Here is a 17,257-nt window from a genome sequence, read left to right on the forward strand (position 1 = left end):
TCCTCCGTCGTCTCAAGTTCGTGCTCCATCCAGGCTAGTGGCGCGGGTGCGTGCGGTGGTCGTGAGGATGGCGGCCACGCGGGTCACGTCAGCTCCGTGGTCGTGCGGTCGCGCGGATCCCAGCGGCGGAGGCCGACGACCGGGGCGTCGAGCGGGTCGATGCGACCGAGCGCCTCCACGGCGGCGCCGAGCTGCTCGGTCGTGAGCCGCAGGGCGATGGTGATGTGCGGCGTCCACGATCCGGGGCGCGTGTGCGGGACGACCTCGACTGCCTCGGCCTCTGCCTCCGTATCGGCGGGCGCCGAGTCGACGGCCGCGTGGATCCGCGCGTGGAGGTCGAGCAGCGCCCGGTCGACCACCACCTGCCGCGCGAGGACGAGGCCGCGTGGCGGGACGCCGAACACGACGAGCCCGCCGAGCCGGAGCGTGGGCAGGGGAGCGGTGGTGGCGAGTGCGCGGACGGCGTCGTCCGCGGATCCGCCGAGCCCGTCGGCCGCGAGCAGCGTCACGTGCGGGCGGTTGGTCGCGCCCGCGTGGTCGGCGAGGCTCGGCAGACCGGCGTCGGTGAGGGCGCGCCAGGAGGCGCGGACCGCGGCGTCGGACGCCGCGTCCAGCGTGAGCTCGACGCTGCCGGCGCTCAGCGGCGGGGCGGTGTCGCGGGCGGGACGGGGCCCTGGCCGCCGCGGCCGCCGTCGGGGCCGAGCTTCCGCAGCTGGTCGTCGGCGGCCTGGCGCGCCTTCTGGATCTTGTCGGCGTGCTTGCTGCCGGTGGCCCTGTCGGCGATGCCGGACACCCTGTCGATGGCGGTGCGGCCGACGTCCTGGCCCTTCGACGTGCGCAGGAAGCCGGTGGCGGCGGCGGCGATGCGGGACAGCTTCACGGGTGGTCTCCTCTGGAGGGGATCGGTGGGCCGCCGTGCCCGGGCGGCGCGGCGGTCGTCCTGCGTCCATCCTGGCGTGCCGCGCCTGTGCTGGAGCGGGGAGTCTCCCCGGGAGAGGGAATGCGTCGGCGCTCCCGGCCCGTGGCGGCGGCACGGCGGGCCTCGTCGCCGGTGCTACCCTGGATCCGCGCTCGCGCGCACCCTGGCCCCCATAGCTCAGGGGATAGAGCACTGCCCTCCGGAGGCAGGGGCGGAGGTTCGAATCCTCCTGGGGGCACACCTTCCCATATCCCGTGTTGGTGCGGTGAGAGGCCGGTCCCGTCTTCGGGGCCGGCCTCTCGTGCGTCCGGGGATCCGCATCGGCCGCGGAGTTCCCCGCCCCGGCATCCTCGCCGGGTCGGCCTAGGCTCGGCGCATGGCAGACGACGATGACTCCACCCCGGTCCGCGACCTCCTGAGGGGCGCGAAGCCGAAGCCCCACGACTTCCCCGAGCTCGACCCGGAGCACCTCCCGGACGACCCGATCGACCTCGTCATCGACTGGATCCGCGACGCCGTCGCCCACGACGCCGCCGAGCCGAACGCGGTCGTGCTCGCGACCGCCGACGCGGACGGACGCCCGAGCGCGCGCACGCTGCTGCTCAAGGACGTGACGCCCACGGTCGACGACGAGCCGGGCGCCCTCTGGTTCTCGTCCCTCGCCGACAGCCCCAAGGGGCGCGACCTCGAGGCCAACCCGCGCGCGGCGCTCGTCGCGTACTGGCGGGAGCGCGGGCGCCAGATCCGCGCGACCGGCCCCGTCTTCCACGGCGACCGCGAGGTGAGCGAGCGGGACTTCCTCTCCCGGCACCCGTCGTCGCGCGCCGAGGTCATCGCGGGCGACCAGAGCGAGCCGATGCCCGACGACGCCGAGCGCGACGCGCGGATCTCCCAGGCGCGTGAGGCCGTGGAGGCGGATCCGGAGCTCGTCGCCGAGTCGTGGCGCGCCTACGTGCTGCAGCCGACGGTCGTCGAGTTCTGGCAGGCGACCGAGGACCACGGGCAGCTGCGGATCATGTACCGGTCCGGGCCCGACGGATCCTGGTCGCACACGCTCGTCTGGCCCTGAGACCGGGCGCCGCCGACGCGTGTTGCGGAACATGACGCGGGGTGAGCGGATCCCGCGGGCGACGCCGCACACTGGATCCATGCCCGCCCCTCTCCGCCGCCTCGCCGTCGTGCAGGTGACGCGCTCCCGTCCCGAGGCCCCCGCGTACAACACGCTCGTGCAGGGCCTCAACGCGCGCGTCGCCGAGGTCGCCGACGAGGCGGGCTGGCTGGTCGAGAACATCGCCGCGGAGGACGAGGGCGTCGAGTCGCTGCTCGCCCGCACGCGGGAGGCCGACGCGGTCGTCATCATGGGAGGCGAGGACGTCGCCCCGCGCTTCTACGGCGGGCCCGCCGAGTACGAGGGCCGGTCGACGCACCGCGAGGTCGCCGACGCCGGGCAGATCGCGCTCGTCCGCCGCGCGGTCGCCGAGGGCACGCCGCTGCTCGGGATCTGCCGCGGCGCCCAGATCGTCAACGTCGCGCTCGGAGGCACCCTCCAGCAGCACATCGAGGGCGTGGGGGAGCACCGCAACGACGCCGAGGAGATCACGGCCGTCATGCGCGACCACGACGTGCGCGTCGCCGACGGCAGCCGGCTCGCCCGCGTGCTCGGATCCACCGAGGTCGTCGTCCGCAGCGCCCACCACCAGGCGGTCGACCGCCCCGGCACGGGACTGCGCGTCGTCGCGGTCGCGCCCGACGGCGTGCCGGAGGCGGTCGAGCACGAGAGCGCGCCCGTCATCGGGGTGCAGTGGCACCCGGAGGACCCGGGCGCCGCGCGCGACCAGCTGCCCGCCCTGCTCGGCGCGCTCGCCGAGGCGTGCGCGCGGCGCGAGCCCGCCGAGACCGCGCGCACCGCGGCCGCCTGAGCCGATCTCGACCCGGATGACCGCGGCGCGCATCACCGCGAGGCTCGGGTCAGGGCATCACGTCGCCGCTGTTGGGCCCGAGCGTCTGGCCGACGAAGAGGTTGCCGTCGGGATCCGCCGCGAGCAGCACCGCGGTCGGGGCGACCTCGTCGACCGTGCCGAAGCGGCCGAGGGGCAGCTCCCGGCGCTTGGCGTCCTTCCAGTCCTCCGAGATGGCGTCGACGAGCGGTGTGGAGATCGGGCCCGGCGCGATCACGTTCGCGAGCACGTTCGACCCGGACACCTCGAGCGCCAGCGACTTGGTGAACGCGATGACGCCGGCCTTCGCGGCCGCGTAGTGCGCGAGCCCGACGCCGCCCTTCTGCCCGAGCTGCGACGCGACCGTGACGATCCGGCCGTCGCGCCGCTCGAGCATCCCCGGCAGCACGGCCCGCGTGAGGAGGAAGACGCTCGTGAGGTCGACGTCGATGGTGCGCTGCCAGGTCGCCAGGTCCATCTCCGCGACGGGCGCCTCGGTGAGGATGCCGTGCGAGTTGACGAGCACGTCGATCCGGCCGAGCAGCCGCCCGGCCTCCGCGACGGCCTCCGCGACCCGCGCCTCGTCGGACACGTCGGCGACGACCGCGCCGGCGGCCCCGATGCGGCGCGCCTCCTCGTGCACGGCGGGCGCGAGGTCGAGCAGCACGACCTCGGCGCCCGCGAGGACGAAGTGACGGGCGATGGCGGCGCCGATCCCGCTGGCCGCGCCCGTGACGAGCGCGGTGCGCCCGCGGAGCCGGGCGCTGCGGGGCACGGCGGCGCTCACTCCTGCATCCGGATCGTCAGGCCGCCGTCGACCGTGAGCGTCTGTCCCGTCACGTAGGCCGCGTCGTCGGACGCGAGGAACGCGATGACCGACGCGACCTCGTCGGGTCGGCCGACGCGTCCGGCGGGGATGCGGTCGCCCGCGCGCCGGAGGCCGTCGGCCCCGAGGGAGTTGACCGCGTCGAGCGACTGCGGCGTCTCGATGAGGCCCGGGATCACGGTGTTCGCCCGGATCCCGCGCGACGCGAGCTCCACGGCCGCGCTCCGCACGAGGCCGACGACCCCGGCCTTCGCCGTCGCGTAGTGCGCGTGGTCGCCCCAGCCGTAGACGCCGCCCGCGATGGACGACACCGCGACGATCGAGGAGCCGTGGCCGAGGAGCGGCTCGGCGGCGCGGATGACGCGCATCACGCCGCCGAGGTCGACGCCCAGGACCTCGTCCCACCGCTCGTCGGTCATCGCGCCGAGGGGCGCGCGGCGGAGGATGCCGGCCGCGGCGATGACGTGGTCCACCTGGCCGTACTCCTCGAGCGCGGCCCGGACGAAGGCGTCGACGGATGCCGTGGAGGCCACGTCGAGGTCGACGGCGATGCCCGCGCCGCCGACCGCGCGCACGGCCTCGAGCGTCGCGCCCGCGTCGTGCGGGTCGCCGGGGAAGCGGCCGACGACCACGCGGTCACCCCGGGCGGCGAGGCGCACGGCGGTGGCGCGGCCGATGCCGGAGGCCCCGCCCGTCACGAGCGAGACGGCAGCGGCGCCGGTCACGCGGTCGCCTCGCGGGTCTCGCCCGTGGGCTTCGCGAGCAGCATCACGAGGGCCGAGGCGAGGATCCCGCCCGCGCCCACCCACAGCGCCGCCTGGCCGAACGACATCGCGCTCGCCGTGAGCCCGGTGAGGAGGAAGCCGCCGATGATGGCACCCGGCTGGCTCATGGCGCCGATGAAGCTGGATCCGGTCGCCCGGCAGTCGCTGTCGAAGCAGCCCGCCTGGAAGAACAGGATCGCCGCGTACGGCCCGAGCAGGAAGAACAGCCCGACCATGTACGCGCCCATGACGAACGTCGGGTCGTCGGGCCCCAGCAGCATGACCGCGAACGCGAGGCCCGCGATGAGCCAACCGCCCACGATGACGTTGCGGCGGCCGAGCCGGTCGCCCATCCAGCCGTGCGCGAGGTAGCCGAGCACGCCCACGCAGTTCGACGCGATGATCAGGAGCAGGGCGTTCGACGCGTCGATGTGCTTGCCCGACTCGAGCACCGTGGTGCCGAGCACCGAGAAGGTCTGGATCCCGAACCAGTTCAGCAGCCACGCCACGCTCAGCACGATGGTGCTGCGCAGGTGCTTCCCCTGGAAGATGCGCGCGATGGGCGCGGACTTCTGCACGTCGAGCCCGGTGGCGCGCGCGAAGGCGGCCGCCTCGTCGTGCAGGCCCGCGGCGCGCAGCCGGCGGATCTGCTGCTGCGCCACGAACTGCGGGCTCTCCCGGAGCGTGAGGCAGATGGCCGCGACGACGAGCGCGGGCACGGTCGCGAGGCCGAAGGCGATGCGCCAGCTGCCGGGGCCGAACGCCGTCGTGATCAGGCCCACGAACGCGGCCGCGAGCAGCGCGCCGAGCGGCCACCCCGTCTGCACCATCGCGTAGACGAAGCCCTTGTTGCGGCGGATCCGCTCGTCCTCGGTCTGCTCGTAGATCTCGTTGAGGTACGTGGCGTTGATGGACTGCTCAGCGAGGCCCAGGCCGCTGATGCTGCGGATGCCGACGAGCGAGACCGCGCCGGCGCTGAGCGCGGTCGCGCCGGACGACAGCGCCGTGCCGGTGACCGAGACGACCATGCCGATGCGGCGGCCGAGCCGGTCGACCATCGGGCCGACGAGCAGCACGACGACCGCCGTGCCCACGCTCACCAGGGTCGAGACGAGCAGCGACTCGCTCGTGTCCCAGCCGAAGTCGCGCGAGATGTCGGGCAGCAGCGTGCCGAACAGGATGAAGTCGTAGACGGCGATGGTCCACGCGAGGAAGGCGATGCCCGTGACCCGGCGGGTCTGGCGGACGCTGACCCTCTCGAGGCCGGCGGGGAGGGCGCTCGCGGGGGCGGCGCCCGCGGGCGCGGCGTCGGGACGGGAGGTGTCGGTGCTCATGGTGGTGGTCTCCTGCGGTCGGTCGTGGCGCGGATCAGGGGACGCGCGGGGTGCGCGGGGAGCGTCGCTGGAAGTCCTGGGCGATCTCGTCGAAGGTCGCCCAGCGCACGCCCTCGTGCGAGTTGATGTGGGCGATGAGCCGCTCGAGCATGAGGAGCACCTGCGGCCGGCCCGAGACGTCGGGGTGGATCGTGAACGTGAAGACGCCGTAGTCCTGCTCGCGGTAGACCCAGTCGAACTGGTCGCGCCACATCTCCTCGAGGTGGCGGGGGTTCACGAAGCCGTGGCTGTTCGGGCTGCCCTTGACGAACATCATGGGAGGCAGGTCGTCGAGGTACCACGACGCGGGGATCTCCACGAGGTCGGTCTCCTCGCCGCGCACGAGCGGGTGCATCCAGCTGGCGGCGTCCTTCGTGTAGTCGATGCCCTGCCACGTGTCGCCGACGCGCACGTAGTACGGCTCGAAGTCGCGGTGCATGAGCGAGTGGTCGTAGCGGATCCCGCGCTCGATCAGGAGCTCGTTGGTCACGCGCGAGAACTCCCACCACGGGGCCACGTAGCCGGTGGGCCGGCGTCCGGCGCGCGACTCGATGAGCTCGATGGAGCGGTCGAGCACGTCGGCCTCCTGCTGGCGCGACATCTCGATGGGGTTCTCGTGGCTGTAGCCGTGCGCGCCGATCTCGTGCCCGGCGGCGACGACCTGGTCGAACTCGCGCGGGAACGTCTCGATGGAGTGGCCCGGCCAGAACCAGGTGGAGGGCAGGCCGTGCTTGGCGAGCAGCGCGTTGAGGCGCGGCACGCCGACCTCGCCCGCGAACAGGCCGCGGGAGATGTCGCCGGGGGAGTCCTGCCCGCCGTACGAGCCGAGCCAGCCGCTCACGGCGTCGACGTCGATGCCGAACGCGATGATGATGTCCTTGGCCATGGGGGTCCTTTCGGGTGATGGGTCAGGCAGGCAGGGCGCCGGCCGGGGTCGGGAGGGGGAGCGCGGGGTCGGCGGCGGCGGCCAGCAGGCGGCGCGCCTCGTCGACGGGACGGTGGTCGAGGAGCAGGGCCACGAGGATCCGGGCCTGCGCCACGGAGAGCCGGCCGATGGGCACGGCGCCGGCGCGCACGGCGTCCGCCCCGCCGCCGTCGCCGTAGATCCCGGCCACCGGTCCCTCGGCCACGCGCGTGCCGAGCGCGACGAGGACGCCCGCGTCGACGGCCGCGCGGATCTCCGGCACGAGCGCCAGGTTCGCGTTGCCGGCACCCGTGCCCACCACGACGAGGCCCGCGGCGCCCGCGGCGATCGCGGCGCGGAAGAGCACGGCGTCGGCGCCGGGGTGGACGGTGACGCAGTCCACGCGGATCCGGTCGAAGCGGGGCGTGGGCGCGGGGAGGACGGGGAGCGCGCGCGGCCGGCGGGTCATCCGGACGGCGTCGCCGGTGACGCGGCCGAGGGGCGCGCCGTCGCGGGCGGCGAAGGCGTCGGGATCGAGCGTGCGGGCCTTCACCAGCCCGTCGGCGGCGAGGACGCGCGAGGCGAACACGGCGAGCACGCCGGCCCCGCGTGCCTCGGGCGACGCGGCGACGACGATGGCGTCGCGCAGGTTCCCGGGTCCGTCGCCCTCCGGGTCGTCGGCCGAGCGCTGGGCGCCGGTGAGCACCACGGGCCGCGGGTCGTCCGTCACCAGGTCGAGGAGGAACGCCGTCTCCTCGAGGGTGTCCGTGCCGTGCGTCACGACCACGCCGTCGACGTCGTCGCGGGCGAGCGCCTCGGCGACCGCGTCCGCGATCGTGCGGAGGTCGCCGTGCGTGAGCGCGAACGAGTTGACCCGGAGGATGTCGCGCGTGGCGACGGTGACGCCGGGCGGGAGGGCGGGCACGGATCCGAGCAGGCGCTCGGCGGGATCGGCGGCGACCGCGGACCCGTCGGCGCGTGCGCGCGAGGAGATGGTCCCGCCGGTGGCGAGCACGAGGACGTGGGGCATGCGGACGATCCTGCGATGCACAAACGATTGCGTCAATGGTTTGCGTCGAACGATCACGTTGCCGTCCTGTTGCGGGGATGTTTCCCCGTCGGGCGCCCGTCGGCCACCCGCGGGTCGCCCGCTGCCGGTGCCGGGCGCTGTGCCATGCTGATCCGGGTGAGGAGCCACGAGTGACCCGGAAGCGCCAGCCGCCCACCACGCAGCGCATGATCGCCGAGCTCGCCGGCGTCAGCATCACGACCGTCTCCCGCGTGCTCAACTCCCGCGAGGAGCACCCCGGCCGGTGGGCCGGGCCCGAGACCGTCGCCGCCATCCTCGACATCGCCGAGCGCAGCGGCTACCGGCGGAATCCGCACGCCGCGAGCCTGCGCACCTCCCGCTCCGACCTCGTCGGCGTCCTGGTCCCGCGCCTCCAGGACTACGTGCTCGCCACCGTCTACGAGGGCATCGACGAGGCGGCCACCGAGCGCGGCATCTCCACCTTCGTCACGAACAGCCTCGACCGGCCGGACCTCCAGCGCAGCCGCACCCGGAGCATGCTCGACCGCCGGGTCGACGGCATGATCTTCGGCGACGCGCACCTCGACGACCCGCTGCTCGACGAGCTGGCCGAGGAGGGCGTGCCCTTCGTGCTCGTCTCCCGTCGCCGCGGCGACCACGTGGCCGTCACGTGCGACGACGTGGCGGGCGGCCGGCTCGCGGCCGAGCACCTCATCGCCGAGGGACGCACCCGGCCGGCCGTGCTCGCGGGCATGTCCTTCGCGTCCACCGCGGTCGACCGCACGCGCGGCTTCCTCGAGGCGTACGCCGCGGCCGGGATGCCCGTGCCGCCCGAGCGCGTGATCCAGCGGGGCTTCGACGCGGCGGCGGGCCGGGAGGCGACCGAGGCGGTGCTGCGCGACGGCCCGGCGCCGGACGCGCTCTTCGCGACCAACGACTTCGCGGCGATCGGCGCGATGGGGGCGCTGCGCGACGCGGGCCTGTCGGTGCCCGACGACGTCGCGCTCGTCGGCTACAACGACACCGCGCTCGCCGCATCCGGATCCATCGGGCTCACGAGCGTGCGCTCGCCCGTGCACGAGATGGGGCGGCTCGCGCTGGAGACGCTCCTCGCGCTCGTCGACGGGCGTGAGGCCGCCTCCCGGATGCTCGAGCCGATGCTCGTCGCCCGCGCGTCGACGGGGCCCCGCACGCGCTGAGCGGCGGTGACGCCGGGCGCGCACGGGGTCGAGCGGATCCGATGCCACGATGGACGCATGCGCCGCGACGTCTCCTCCATGCTCGAGCTGCAGGTATCCGGCGAGAGCGAGATGGCCTTCGCGGTCGCCGTCGCCCGGGGCGCGGAGATCGCGTCCGAGCACCTCTCCTTCGCAATCGACGGCCGCCCGATCGAGGCGACCGAGGTGGTCGACCGGCACGACACCCGCCTGCACGTGCTGACGACCGGCGCGGGAGCCCTCACGATGGAGTACCGCGCCACGGTCACGGGCCGCCGAGACCCCGCGCCCGTCGACGACGTCGACCTGTGGATCTACCGCCGCCCGAGCCGCTACTGCGAGTCGGACACGCTGTTCCCCACGGCCCGCGGCGAGTTCCGCGGCCTCGACGGCCTGCCCCTCCTCGCGGCCGTGCGCGCGTTCGTCGCCGGGTCGCTCCGGTACGCGCCGGGATCCAGCCTCCCGACCGACGGCGCCGTCCGCACGCTGCTCGCCCGCCGCGGCGTCTGCCGCGACTACGCCCACCTCGTGATCGCGATGCTCCGCGCTCTCGACGTGCCCGCGCGCCTCGCGGCCGTGTACGCGCCGGGCCTCAGCCCCATGGACTTCCACGCGGTCGCCGAGGCGTGGGTCGACGGCGCGTGGCACGTCGTCGACGCGACCGGGCTCGCGCCGCGGCAGAGCCTGCTGCGGATCTCCACGGGTCGCGACGCGTCCGACACCGCGTTCCTCACGAACACGCGGAGCCTCGTGACCATCTCGCGCATGGAGGTCCTGGCGACGGTCGACGAGCTGCCGGTCGACGACGCGGCCGCGGCCGTGCGCCTGGGCTGACGCGCCGGATCAGCCGCCGACGGTCGTCAGCACCGCGTTGCCGAGGTCGGCGTGGTCGCCCGGCTCGTAGAACGACGCGGAGCGCATGACGATCATGTGCTTCGAGGAGTAGATGGTGGCGACGCCGACGGCGTCCTCGAGCTCGAAGTAGGCCTCGACGCCGGACGGGTAGCCCGCGATGGGGTCCGCCAGGAGGATGGCGGCGTCGCGGCGGGACTGGAGCTCCGCGGCGACGGGCTGGGCCACGTCGATCTCGACCGCGGTGCCGTCCGACGACCGGAACGCGCACGCGATGCCCTGCATCGTGAGGACGTCGGCGCGCAGGCCGTCGGTGGAGGTGTCGGCAGGGAGCGCCTCGCTCGCGAAGCCCTTCCCGAACTCGGCGAGGTCGGGCAGGAGCTGGGCGCACGTGGTGCTGACCGGGGTGCCCTTGGGCGGCGCGGGCGTGGGCGAGGCGGCGGCTCCGCTGCCGGATCCGCCGCCCGGGGCCTCGCCGCCGCCGCTGCCGCCCGCGCTCGCCGACGGGTCCGGCGTCGTGGGCTGCAGGGGAGCGGGGTTCGAGCAGCCCGCGAGGAGCATGGCCACCGCGAGGCCGGCGGCCGCGGCGGCCGGGACGGTGCGCGCGCGGAGGGAGCGGGTGGGCGCGGGGAGGCGGGCGGGCATGGTGGTGCTCCTTCGGATCCGGGCGCGCCGCGGGGTGCGACGCTCGGCGCGCGGCGATGGTGCCACGAGCGGGAGGCGGGATCGACACCCTACCGAGGCCGGACGGGGCCCCGCTGGGACGCTCCCGGCGCGCCGGGAGGAGCGCGCGCGGGCACGCGTGACGGGCAGGACGGGCCGCGCCCGCCGGTAGGATCGATCCCCATGACGACCCCTGACCTGACCGGCGCCCTGTTCGACATCGTGGCCCGGACGGCAGGACGACGACCGGGTGGCGACGCCCTCGCGCTCAGCCCCGACATGGTCGTGCTCGAGCGCCCGCGCAACCGCGACCACGGCGACTGGGCCACCAACATCGCCATGCGCATCGCGAAGCCCCTGGGCGAGAACCCGCGCACCATCGCGGCCGACATCGCCGAGGCGCTCGGCGCGCTCCCGCAGGTGGCGAAGGTCGACGTCGCGGGTCCCGGCTTCATCAACATCACGCTCGAGGCGGCCGCCGCGGGCGCCCTCGCGCGCACCATCGTCGAGGCCGGTCCGGCGTACGGCCGGGGCACGACGCTCGACGGGATCCGCATCAACCTCGAGTTCGTCTCGGCGAACCCGACGGGCCCCATCCACCTGGGCGGCGTGCGCTGGGCCGCGGTCGGCGACAGCCTCGCCCGCATCCTCCAGGCCGAGGGCGCGGACGTCACGCGCGAGTACTACTTCAACGACCACGGATCCCAGATCGACCGCTTCGCGCGCAGCCTCCTCGCGAGCCACCTCGGCGAGGACACCCCCGAGGACGGCTACGGCGGCGCCTACATCGGCGAGATCGCCGCGCGCGTGGTGGAGGGGTACGCGGGCGACATCGACGCCCTGCCGCGCGAGGAGCAGCAGGAGGTGTTCCGGAGCGCCGGCACCGAGCTGATGTTCGGCGAGATCAAGCAGAAGCTGCACGACTTCGGCGTGGACTTCGACGTCTTCTTCCACGAGGACTCGCTGCACGAGTCCGGCGCCGTCGACCGCGCCGTGGCGCGCCTCAAGGAGCTCGGCCACGTCTTCGAGGAGGACGGCGCCGTCTGGCTCCGCACCACCACGTTCGGCGACGACCGCGACCGCGTGATCATCCGCTCCACGGGGGAGCCCGCCTACATCTCGGGCGACCTCGGCTACTACCTCGACAAGCGCGAGCGCGGCTTCGAGCAGAACATCATCATGCTGGGCGCCGACCACCACGGCTACGTCGGCCGCTTGATGGCCATGGTCGAGGCGTTCGGCGACACCCCGGGCGTCAACCTGCAGATCCTCATCGGCCAGATGGTCAACCTGCTGCGCGACGGCGAGCCCGTGAAGATGAGCAAGCGCAACGGCACCATCGTGACCCTGGACGACCTCGTCGACGCGGTGGGCGTGGATGCGGGCCGCTACGCGCTCGTGCGCTCGTCCGCCGACCAGAACCTCGACATCGACCTCGCGGTGCTCGGCAAGCGCACCAACGACAACCCCGTCTTCTACGTGCAGTACGCGCACGCGCGGACCTGCGCGGTGGACCGCAACGCCGAGGCGTCGGGCGTCGACCGCTCCGCCTTCGCGCCGGAGCTGCTCACGCACCCGACCGAGTCGGCGCTCCTCGGCCTCCTGCAGGAGTTCCCGCGCATCGTCGCCCAGGCGGCCGAGCTGCGCGAGCCGCACCGGGTCGCGCGCTACATCGAGGAGCTCGCGGGCTCCTACCACCGCTGGTACGACAGCTGCCGGGTGGTCCCGCGCGGCGACGAGGAGGTCACCGACCTGCACCGCACGCGCCTGTGGCTGAACGACGCGGTGCGGCAGGTCGTCGCCAACGGACTCGACCTCGTGGGCGTCTCGGCCCCCGAGCGCATGTAGGGGGAGCGGATCATGGCGGGACGGTTCCTGGGCACGGAGGTCTTCGGGGCGCCCGAGCGCCGCGACCCGCGGGAGGCCAGGCGGCGCCGTCGCGGGCCGCGCGGCGGCACGGTGTTCATCTGGCTCCTCGTGCTCGCCGTGATCGGCGTCGGGCTCGCCTTCGGGCTGCGGATCATCGACCAGACGGTGCGCGGGGTCGCCCAGGACCAGGCCGAGAAGCAGATCGCCGACCAGCTGCCCGGCCAGATCACGGGACGCGTCGACGTCTCGATCGAGGGCGACTGGGTCATCCCGCAGCTCATCCGGGGGAGGCTCGACCGCGTCGTGCTCGACGGGCCGAACCTCGAGGCGGACGGCACGCCGTTCCAGGCGCACATCGTCGCCACCGACGTGCCGACCGACCAGGAGCGCACCGTGGGGGACGTGGTCGCCACCGTGTCGATGGACCAGGATCCCGCGAGCGCCCTGCTGGCGAAGACCGCCGGCACGCCGCCCGACCTGCGCTTCGGCGACGGCACGCTCGGCTACTCCGGCTCCACGCGGGTCCTCGGCCTCACGTTCGGCTACACCGTGGCCGCGCAGCCTGTCCTCCGCGACGGCTCCACCATCGTCATCACGCCCACCGAGGTCGACCTGCAGGCCGGATCGTTCAAGATCGACCTCGCGAAGACCCTCCAGGGGATCCGCGACATCACCTACCCCGTGTGCGTCGCCCACTACCTCCCCGCGGGTGTCCAGGTGCAGGACGTGACGATCGCCGACGGCCGCGCGTCGATGACCGTGCAGTCGTCCACGGTGAAGCTCACGCGCGACTCGCTGGGCGTCACCGGCAGCTGCGGCTAGCGGCTCCGACGGGGTCGCGACCGGTCGCCCGCGGCCGACGTCACATGCGCGGGGGGCCCCGGCCCGCCTCGGTAGGATGGCTCGCACCGCCCCCCTCGGCTCCAGGGACCACACCGGGTCCGCTCGCCATCCCGCACGTCCGCCCCGCGTACGAACAGGTGACCTCCGTGACCGCGAACCCGCTGGCCCCGTCCTGGCTGCAGCTCCCCGACGACGCGAACGCGCTGGATCCGGCCGTCTGGTCGCGCGGCGCCGCCCGCGACGACGACGGCGTCATCCGCATCGCGGGCGTGCCCGCGACCGAGCTGGCCGCGCGCTACGGCACGCCCCTGTACGTGATGGACGAGGACGACGTGCGCGCCCGCGCGGCGGAGACCCTCGCGGCGTTCACGCGGGAGGCTGCTGCGGTCGGCACGACGGCGCGCGTCTACTACGCGGGCAAGGCGTTCCTCAGCATCGAGGTCGCGCGCTGGATGGTCGAGGAGGGCCTCCACATCGACGTCTGCTCCGGCGGGGAGCTCGCCGTCGCGCTCGCGGCCGGGGCGGATCCCGCCCGCCTCGGCTTCCACGGCAACAACAAGCCGGTCGCCGCGATCGACCGCGCGGTCGGCGCGGGGATCGGGCAGATCGTCATCGACAGCGCGATCGAGGTCGACCGCGTCGCCGCCGCGGCCGCCGCGCACGGTCGCGTGCAGCCGGTGCGCCTGCGCGTGAACAGCGGCGTCCACGCCCACACGCACGAGTACCTCGCCACGGCCCGCGAGGACCAGAAGTTCGGCATCACGCTGGCCGACGCGCCCGCCCTCGTGGCGCGGATCCGGTCGCACGCGTCCCTCTCCTTCACGGGCCTGCACGCGCACATCGGCAGCCAGATCTTCGAGACCGACGCCTTCGTCGAGTCCGCCCGCCGGCTCCTCGACCTGCACGAGCGGCTGCTCGACGACGGCCCCGTCCCCGAGCTCAACCTCGGCGGCGGCTTCGGCATCGCGTACACGTCGGTCGACCGGCCGGTGCCCGTGCCCGAGATCGCGCGCCGTCTGACGCGCATCGTCGGCGACGAGTGCGGGCGCCGGGGGATCGCCGTGCCCGTCATCGCGGTCGAGCCCGGCCGCAGCATCGTCGGCCCCTCGACCGTCACGCTGTACTCGGTCGGGACCGTCAAGGACGTGCTCGTGACCGTCGGCGGCGTCGACGGCGAGGTGGCCGAGGCCGAGTCCGCCACGGGCGACGTCGAGGACCCGCGCGTCGCGGAGGAGGCGGAGACCGCCGTCCGCCGCTACGTGAGCGTCGACGGCGGCATGAGCGACAACGCGCGCCCCGCCCTCTACGGCGCGGACTACTCCGTGCGGATCGCGGGCCGCGCCTCGGACGCGGATCCCGCGCTCGTGCGCATCGCCGGCATGCACTGCGAGAGCGGAGACCTCGTCGTCCTCGCCGACTACCTCCCGGGCGACGTGCGCCCCGACGACCTCGTCGCCGTCCCCGCGACCGGCGCCTACTGCTGGGCGCTCGCGAGCAACTACAACTGGATCGGCCGCCCGCCCGTCGTCGCCGTGCGCGACGGCCGGGCGCGCGTCATCGTGCGCGGCGAGACCGAGGCCGACCTGCTGGCGCGCGACGCGGGCACGCCCGCGGCCGCTTCCCCCGACGTGAACGGAGCACGATGATCGAGTACCGGAACCTGCGCGTCGCCCTGCTGGGCTGCGGCTCGGTCGGCACCCAGGTGGCGCGCCTCATGCGGGAGCACGGCGAGGAGCTGGCCCAGCGCGTGGGCGCGCGGCTGGAGCTCGTGGGCATCGCGGTCCGCGACCAGGACGCGCCGCGCGACCCGTCGGTGCCCCGGGAGCTCCTCACCACCGACGCCGAGTCGCTCATCCTCGGGGCCGACATCGTCATCGAGCTCATGGGCGGCATGGAGCCGGCGCGCACCCACATCCTCGCGGCCATCTCCTCCGGCGCGGACGTCGTGACCGCCAACAAGGCGCTCCTGGCGACGCACGGACCCGAGCTCTTCGAGGCGGCCGAGCAGGTGGGCGCGCAGCTCTACTACGAGGCGGCGGTGGCAGGGGCGATCCCCATCATCCGGCCCCTGCGCGACAGCCTCGCGGGCGACCGGGTCGAGCGGATCCTCGGCATCGTCAACGGGACCACGAACTACATCCTCGACGAGATGGACACCCACGGGCTCGGCTTCGACGAGGCCCTCGCGACGGCCACCGAGCTCGGCTACGCGGAGGCGGATCCCACGGCCGACATCGAGGGCCACGACGCGGCGCAGAAGGCCGCCATCCTCGCGAGCCTCGCCTTCCACACGCGCGTGCCCGTCGAGGCCGTGCACCGCGAGGGGATCACGGGCCTCACCGCCGCGCAGTTCGACTCCGCCCGCAAGGCCGGCTACGTGATCAAGCTGCTCGCCATCTGCGAGCGCCTCACGGATCCCGCCACCGGCCGCGACGCCGTCTCGGCCCGCGTCTACCCGGCGCTCGTGCCGCGCGACCACCCGCTCGCCGCCGTGCACGGCGCGAACAACGCCGTCTTCGTCGAGGCCGAGGCCGCGGGCGACCTCATGTTCTACGGCGCGGGCGCCGGGGGAGTGCAGACCGCGTCCGCCGTCCTCGGGGACGTCGTCTCGGCTGCGCGCCGGCACGTCGTGGGCGGTCCGGGCGTCGCCGAGTCGACGCACGCCGACCTCGAGACGCTGCCCGTCGGCGCGATCACGACCCAGTACCAGATCACGCTGCAGGTGGCGGACGAGCCGGGCGTGCTCGCCCGGATCGCGCAGCTGTTCAGCGAGCACGGCGTCTCCGTGGAGACGCTCGAGCAGACCACGCACCAGGCCCCCGTGGCGGGAGGGGCGGGCGCCCGGCCCACCGCTAGCCTGGTGATCGGCACGCACCGCGCGACCGACGCGGCCCTCCGGGCCACCGTCGACGCGGTCGCGGACCTCGACGCCGTGACGGCAGTCGCGAGCGTCCTCCGAGTAGAAGGAGCCTGATGGCCCACCAATGGCGCGGACTGCTCCGCGAATACGCCGACCGCCTCGACGTCACCGACGCGACCCCCATCATCACGCTCGGGGAGGGCGGCACGCCGCTCATCCCCGCGCCCGCCCTGTCCGCCCGCACGGGCGCGCAGGTCTGGGTCAAGTACGAGGGCATGAACCCGACGGGATCGTTCAAGGACCGCGGCATGACCATGGCGATCTCGAAGGCCGTCGAGCACGGCGCGAAGGCCGTCATCTGCGCGTCCACCGGCAACACCTCGGCGTCGGCCGCGGCGTACGCGACCCACGCGGGGATCACGGCCGCGGTCCTCGTGCCCGAGGGCAAGATCGCGATGGGCAAGCTCAGCCAGGCCGTCGCCCACGACGCGCAGCTCCTCCAGGTGCGCGGCAACTTCGACGACTGCCTCGACATCGCGCGCGAGCTCAGCGCGAACTACCCCGTGCACCTCGTCAACAGCGTCAACAACGACCGCATCGAGGGCCAGAAGACGGGCGCGTTCGAGGTCGTCGAGGTGCTGGGCGACGCGCCCGACTTCCACCTCATCCCCGTCGGCAACGCGGGCAACTACACGGCGTACACGCGCGGCTACCGCGAGGACCTCGAGGCGGGCAACGCCACGAAGCTCCCGCGCATGTTCGGCTTCCAGGCCGCGGGCAGCGCGCCCATCGTCGACGGCGCCATCGTGAGGGACCCCGACACGATCGCCAGCGCGATCCGCATCGGCAACCCCGCGTCGTGGAAGCTCGCCCTCGAGGCGCAGCTGCTCACCGACGGGTACTTCGGCGCGATCTCGGACGCGAAGATCCTCGAGGCGCACCGCATCCTCTCGGCCGAGGTCGGCATCTTCGTCGAGCCCGCGTCGGCCATCAGCGTCGCCGGGCTCCTCGAGCGCGCCGAGGCCGGGCAGATCCCGAAGGGCGCCACGGTCGTCCTCACGGTCACGGGCCACGGCCTCAAGGACCCGCAGTGGGCGCTCCGCACCGCGGACGGCTCGGACGTCGCCCCCACGAGCGTGGGCGTCGACATCGCCGAGATCGCGGGCGTGCTCGACCTGGTCGCGTCGTGACCGACGGTCC

17 protein-coding genes and 1 tRNA gene are annotated in these 17,257 nt (G+C 74.2%); 10 read left to right on the plus strand and 8 right to left on the minus strand.

The window, feature by feature from the left end; genetic code table 11:
• Positions 1–83: 83 nt before the first annotated feature.
• Both ITJ40_RS05620 and ITJ40_RS05625 read right to left on the minus strand, forming a co-directional pair.
• Entirely contained in the window at positions 84–641 is a 558-nt protein-coding gene (locus ITJ40_RS05620) for a 2'-5' RNA ligase family protein (protein WP_228512145.1), read from the minus strand.
• Entirely contained in the window at positions 638–880 is a 243-nt protein-coding gene (locus ITJ40_RS05625) for an antitoxin (RefSeq protein WP_194666125.1), read from the minus strand. Before ITJ40_RS05625 ends, ITJ40_RS05620 begins: the two co-directional genes overlap by 4 nt.
• Before the next feature lie 205 nt (positions 881–1,085).
• Between ITJ40_RS05625 and ITJ40_RS05630 the strand changes: the two genes are divergently transcribed.
• The 3 genes from ITJ40_RS05630 (at position 1,086) to ITJ40_RS05640 (ending at position 2,838) form a co-directional block, all read left to right on the plus strand.
• Positions 1,086–1,157, plus strand: a tRNA-Arg gene (locus ITJ40_RS05630).
• A 138-nt stretch (positions 1,158–1,295) separates the two neighbouring features.
• Positions 1,296–1,988, plus strand: a complete 693-nt coding sequence (locus tag ITJ40_RS05635) for a pyridoxal 5'-phosphate synthase (protein ID WP_194666126.1) — start codon at positions 1,296–1,298, stop codon at positions 1,986–1,988.
• A gap of 79 nt (positions 1,989–2,067) precedes the next feature.
• Positions 2,068–2,838: a gamma-glutamyl-gamma-aminobutyrate hydrolase family protein gene (locus ITJ40_RS05640; RefSeq protein ID WP_194666127.1), complete on the plus strand. Its 771-nt coding sequence runs from the start codon at positions 2,068–2,070 to the stop codon at positions 2,836–2,838.
• A gap of 49 nt (positions 2,839–2,887) precedes the next feature.
• Here the strand turns inward: ITJ40_RS05640 and ITJ40_RS05645 are convergent, their stop codons facing one another.
• Genes ITJ40_RS05645 through ITJ40_RS05665 form a run of 5 tightly spaced genes read right to left on the minus strand, consistent with a single transcriptional unit; the run spans position 2,888 to position 7,753 of the window.
• A complete protein-coding gene (locus tag ITJ40_RS05645) occupies positions 2,888–3,643 on the minus strand; it encodes an SDR family oxidoreductase (protein WP_194666128.1) in 756 nt (251 codons plus the stop codon).
• On the minus strand, positions 3,640–4,407 hold the full coding sequence (locus ITJ40_RS05650; protein ID WP_194666129.1) for an SDR family oxidoreductase: 768 nt from the start codon (positions 4,405–4,407) through the stop codon (positions 3,640–3,642). Before ITJ40_RS05650 ends, ITJ40_RS05645 begins: the two co-directional genes overlap by 4 nt.
• Entirely contained in the window at positions 4,404–5,780 is a 1,377-nt protein-coding gene (locus tag ITJ40_RS05655) for an MFS transporter (protein WP_194666130.1), read from the minus strand. The genes ITJ40_RS05650 and ITJ40_RS05655 overlap by 4 nt, the downstream gene beginning before the upstream one ends.
• A gap of 34 nt (positions 5,781–5,814) precedes the next feature.
• A complete protein-coding gene (locus tag ITJ40_RS05660) occupies positions 5,815–6,705 on the minus strand; it encodes a polysaccharide deacetylase (protein WP_194633377.1) in 891 nt (296 codons plus the stop codon).
• A gap of 22 nt (positions 6,706–6,727) precedes the next feature.
• Complete coding sequence (locus ITJ40_RS05665) at positions 6,728–7,753, minus strand: asparaginase (protein WP_194666131.1); 1,026 nt, start codon at positions 7,751–7,753, stop codon at positions 6,728–6,730.
• 170 nt (positions 7,754–7,923) lie between these two features.
• On the opposite strand from ITJ40_RS05665, the gene ITJ40_RS05670 reads away from it, so the two are divergent.
• Together ITJ40_RS05670 and ITJ40_RS05675 are read left to right on the plus strand one after the other, a co-directional pair.
• A complete protein-coding gene (locus ITJ40_RS05670; RefSeq protein WP_194666132.1) occupies positions 7,924–8,952 on the plus strand; it encodes a LacI family DNA-binding transcriptional regulator in 1,029 nt (342 codons plus the stop codon).
• A 57-nt stretch (positions 8,953–9,009) separates the two neighbouring features.
• The gene (locus ITJ40_RS05675; RefSeq protein WP_194666133.1) at positions 9,010–9,804 is read left to right on the plus strand and encodes a transglutaminase family protein; all 795 of its coding nucleotides are present in this window, start codon (positions 9,010–9,012) and stop codon (positions 9,802–9,804) included.
• Positions 9,805–9,813: 9 nt separating this feature from the next.
• On the opposite strand, the gene ITJ40_RS05680 is transcribed toward ITJ40_RS05675, so the two are convergent.
• The gene (locus ITJ40_RS05680) at positions 9,814–10,467 is read right to left on the minus strand and encodes a hypothetical protein (protein ID WP_194666134.1); all 654 of its coding nucleotides are present in this window, start codon (positions 10,465–10,467) and stop codon (positions 9,814–9,816) included.
• Positions 10,468–10,668: 201 nt separating this feature from the next.
• Between ITJ40_RS05680 and argS the strand changes: the two genes are divergently transcribed.
• The 5 genes from argS to thrC all read left to right on the plus strand — a co-directional run bounded on the left by argS (position 10,669) and on the right by thrC (position 17,247).
• Positions 10,669–12,333 (plus strand): arginine--tRNA ligase, encoded by a 1,665-nt coding sequence (gene argS, locus ITJ40_RS05685; protein WP_194666135.1) that lies wholly within the window; start codon positions 10,669–10,671, stop codon positions 12,331–12,333.
• A gap of 12 nt (positions 12,334–12,345) precedes the next feature.
• Complete coding sequence (locus tag ITJ40_RS05690) at positions 12,346–13,176, plus strand: DUF2993 domain-containing protein (protein ID WP_194666136.1); 831 nt, start codon at positions 12,346–12,348, stop codon at positions 13,174–13,176.
• Positions 13,177–13,343: 167 nt separating this feature from the next.
• Positions 13,344–14,843, plus strand: coding sequence for a diaminopimelate decarboxylase (locus ITJ40_RS05695; protein WP_194666137.1), 1,500 nt, complete (start codon positions 13,344–13,346; stop codon positions 14,841–14,843).
• Entirely contained in the window at positions 14,840–16,171 is a 1,332-nt protein-coding gene (locus ITJ40_RS05700; RefSeq protein WP_194666138.1) for a homoserine dehydrogenase, read from the plus strand. The genes ITJ40_RS05695 and ITJ40_RS05700 overlap by 4 nt, the downstream gene beginning before the upstream one ends.
• Positions 16,171–17,247 carry a threonine synthase gene (gene thrC, locus ITJ40_RS05705; protein ID WP_194666139.1) on the plus strand — a complete coding sequence of 359 codons (1,077 nt, stop codon included), beginning with the start codon at positions 16,171–16,173 and terminating at the stop codon, positions 17,245–17,247. Before ITJ40_RS05700 ends, thrC begins: the two co-directional genes overlap by 1 nt.
• The last annotated feature ends 10 nt before the right edge of the window (positions 17,248–17,257 follow it).

Source organism: Clavibacter sp. VKM Ac-2872 (assembly GCF_015351105.1).
In the GTDB taxonomy this organism is placed as follows: domain Bacteria; phylum Actinomycetota; class Actinomycetes; order Actinomycetales; family Microbacteriaceae; genus Clavibacter.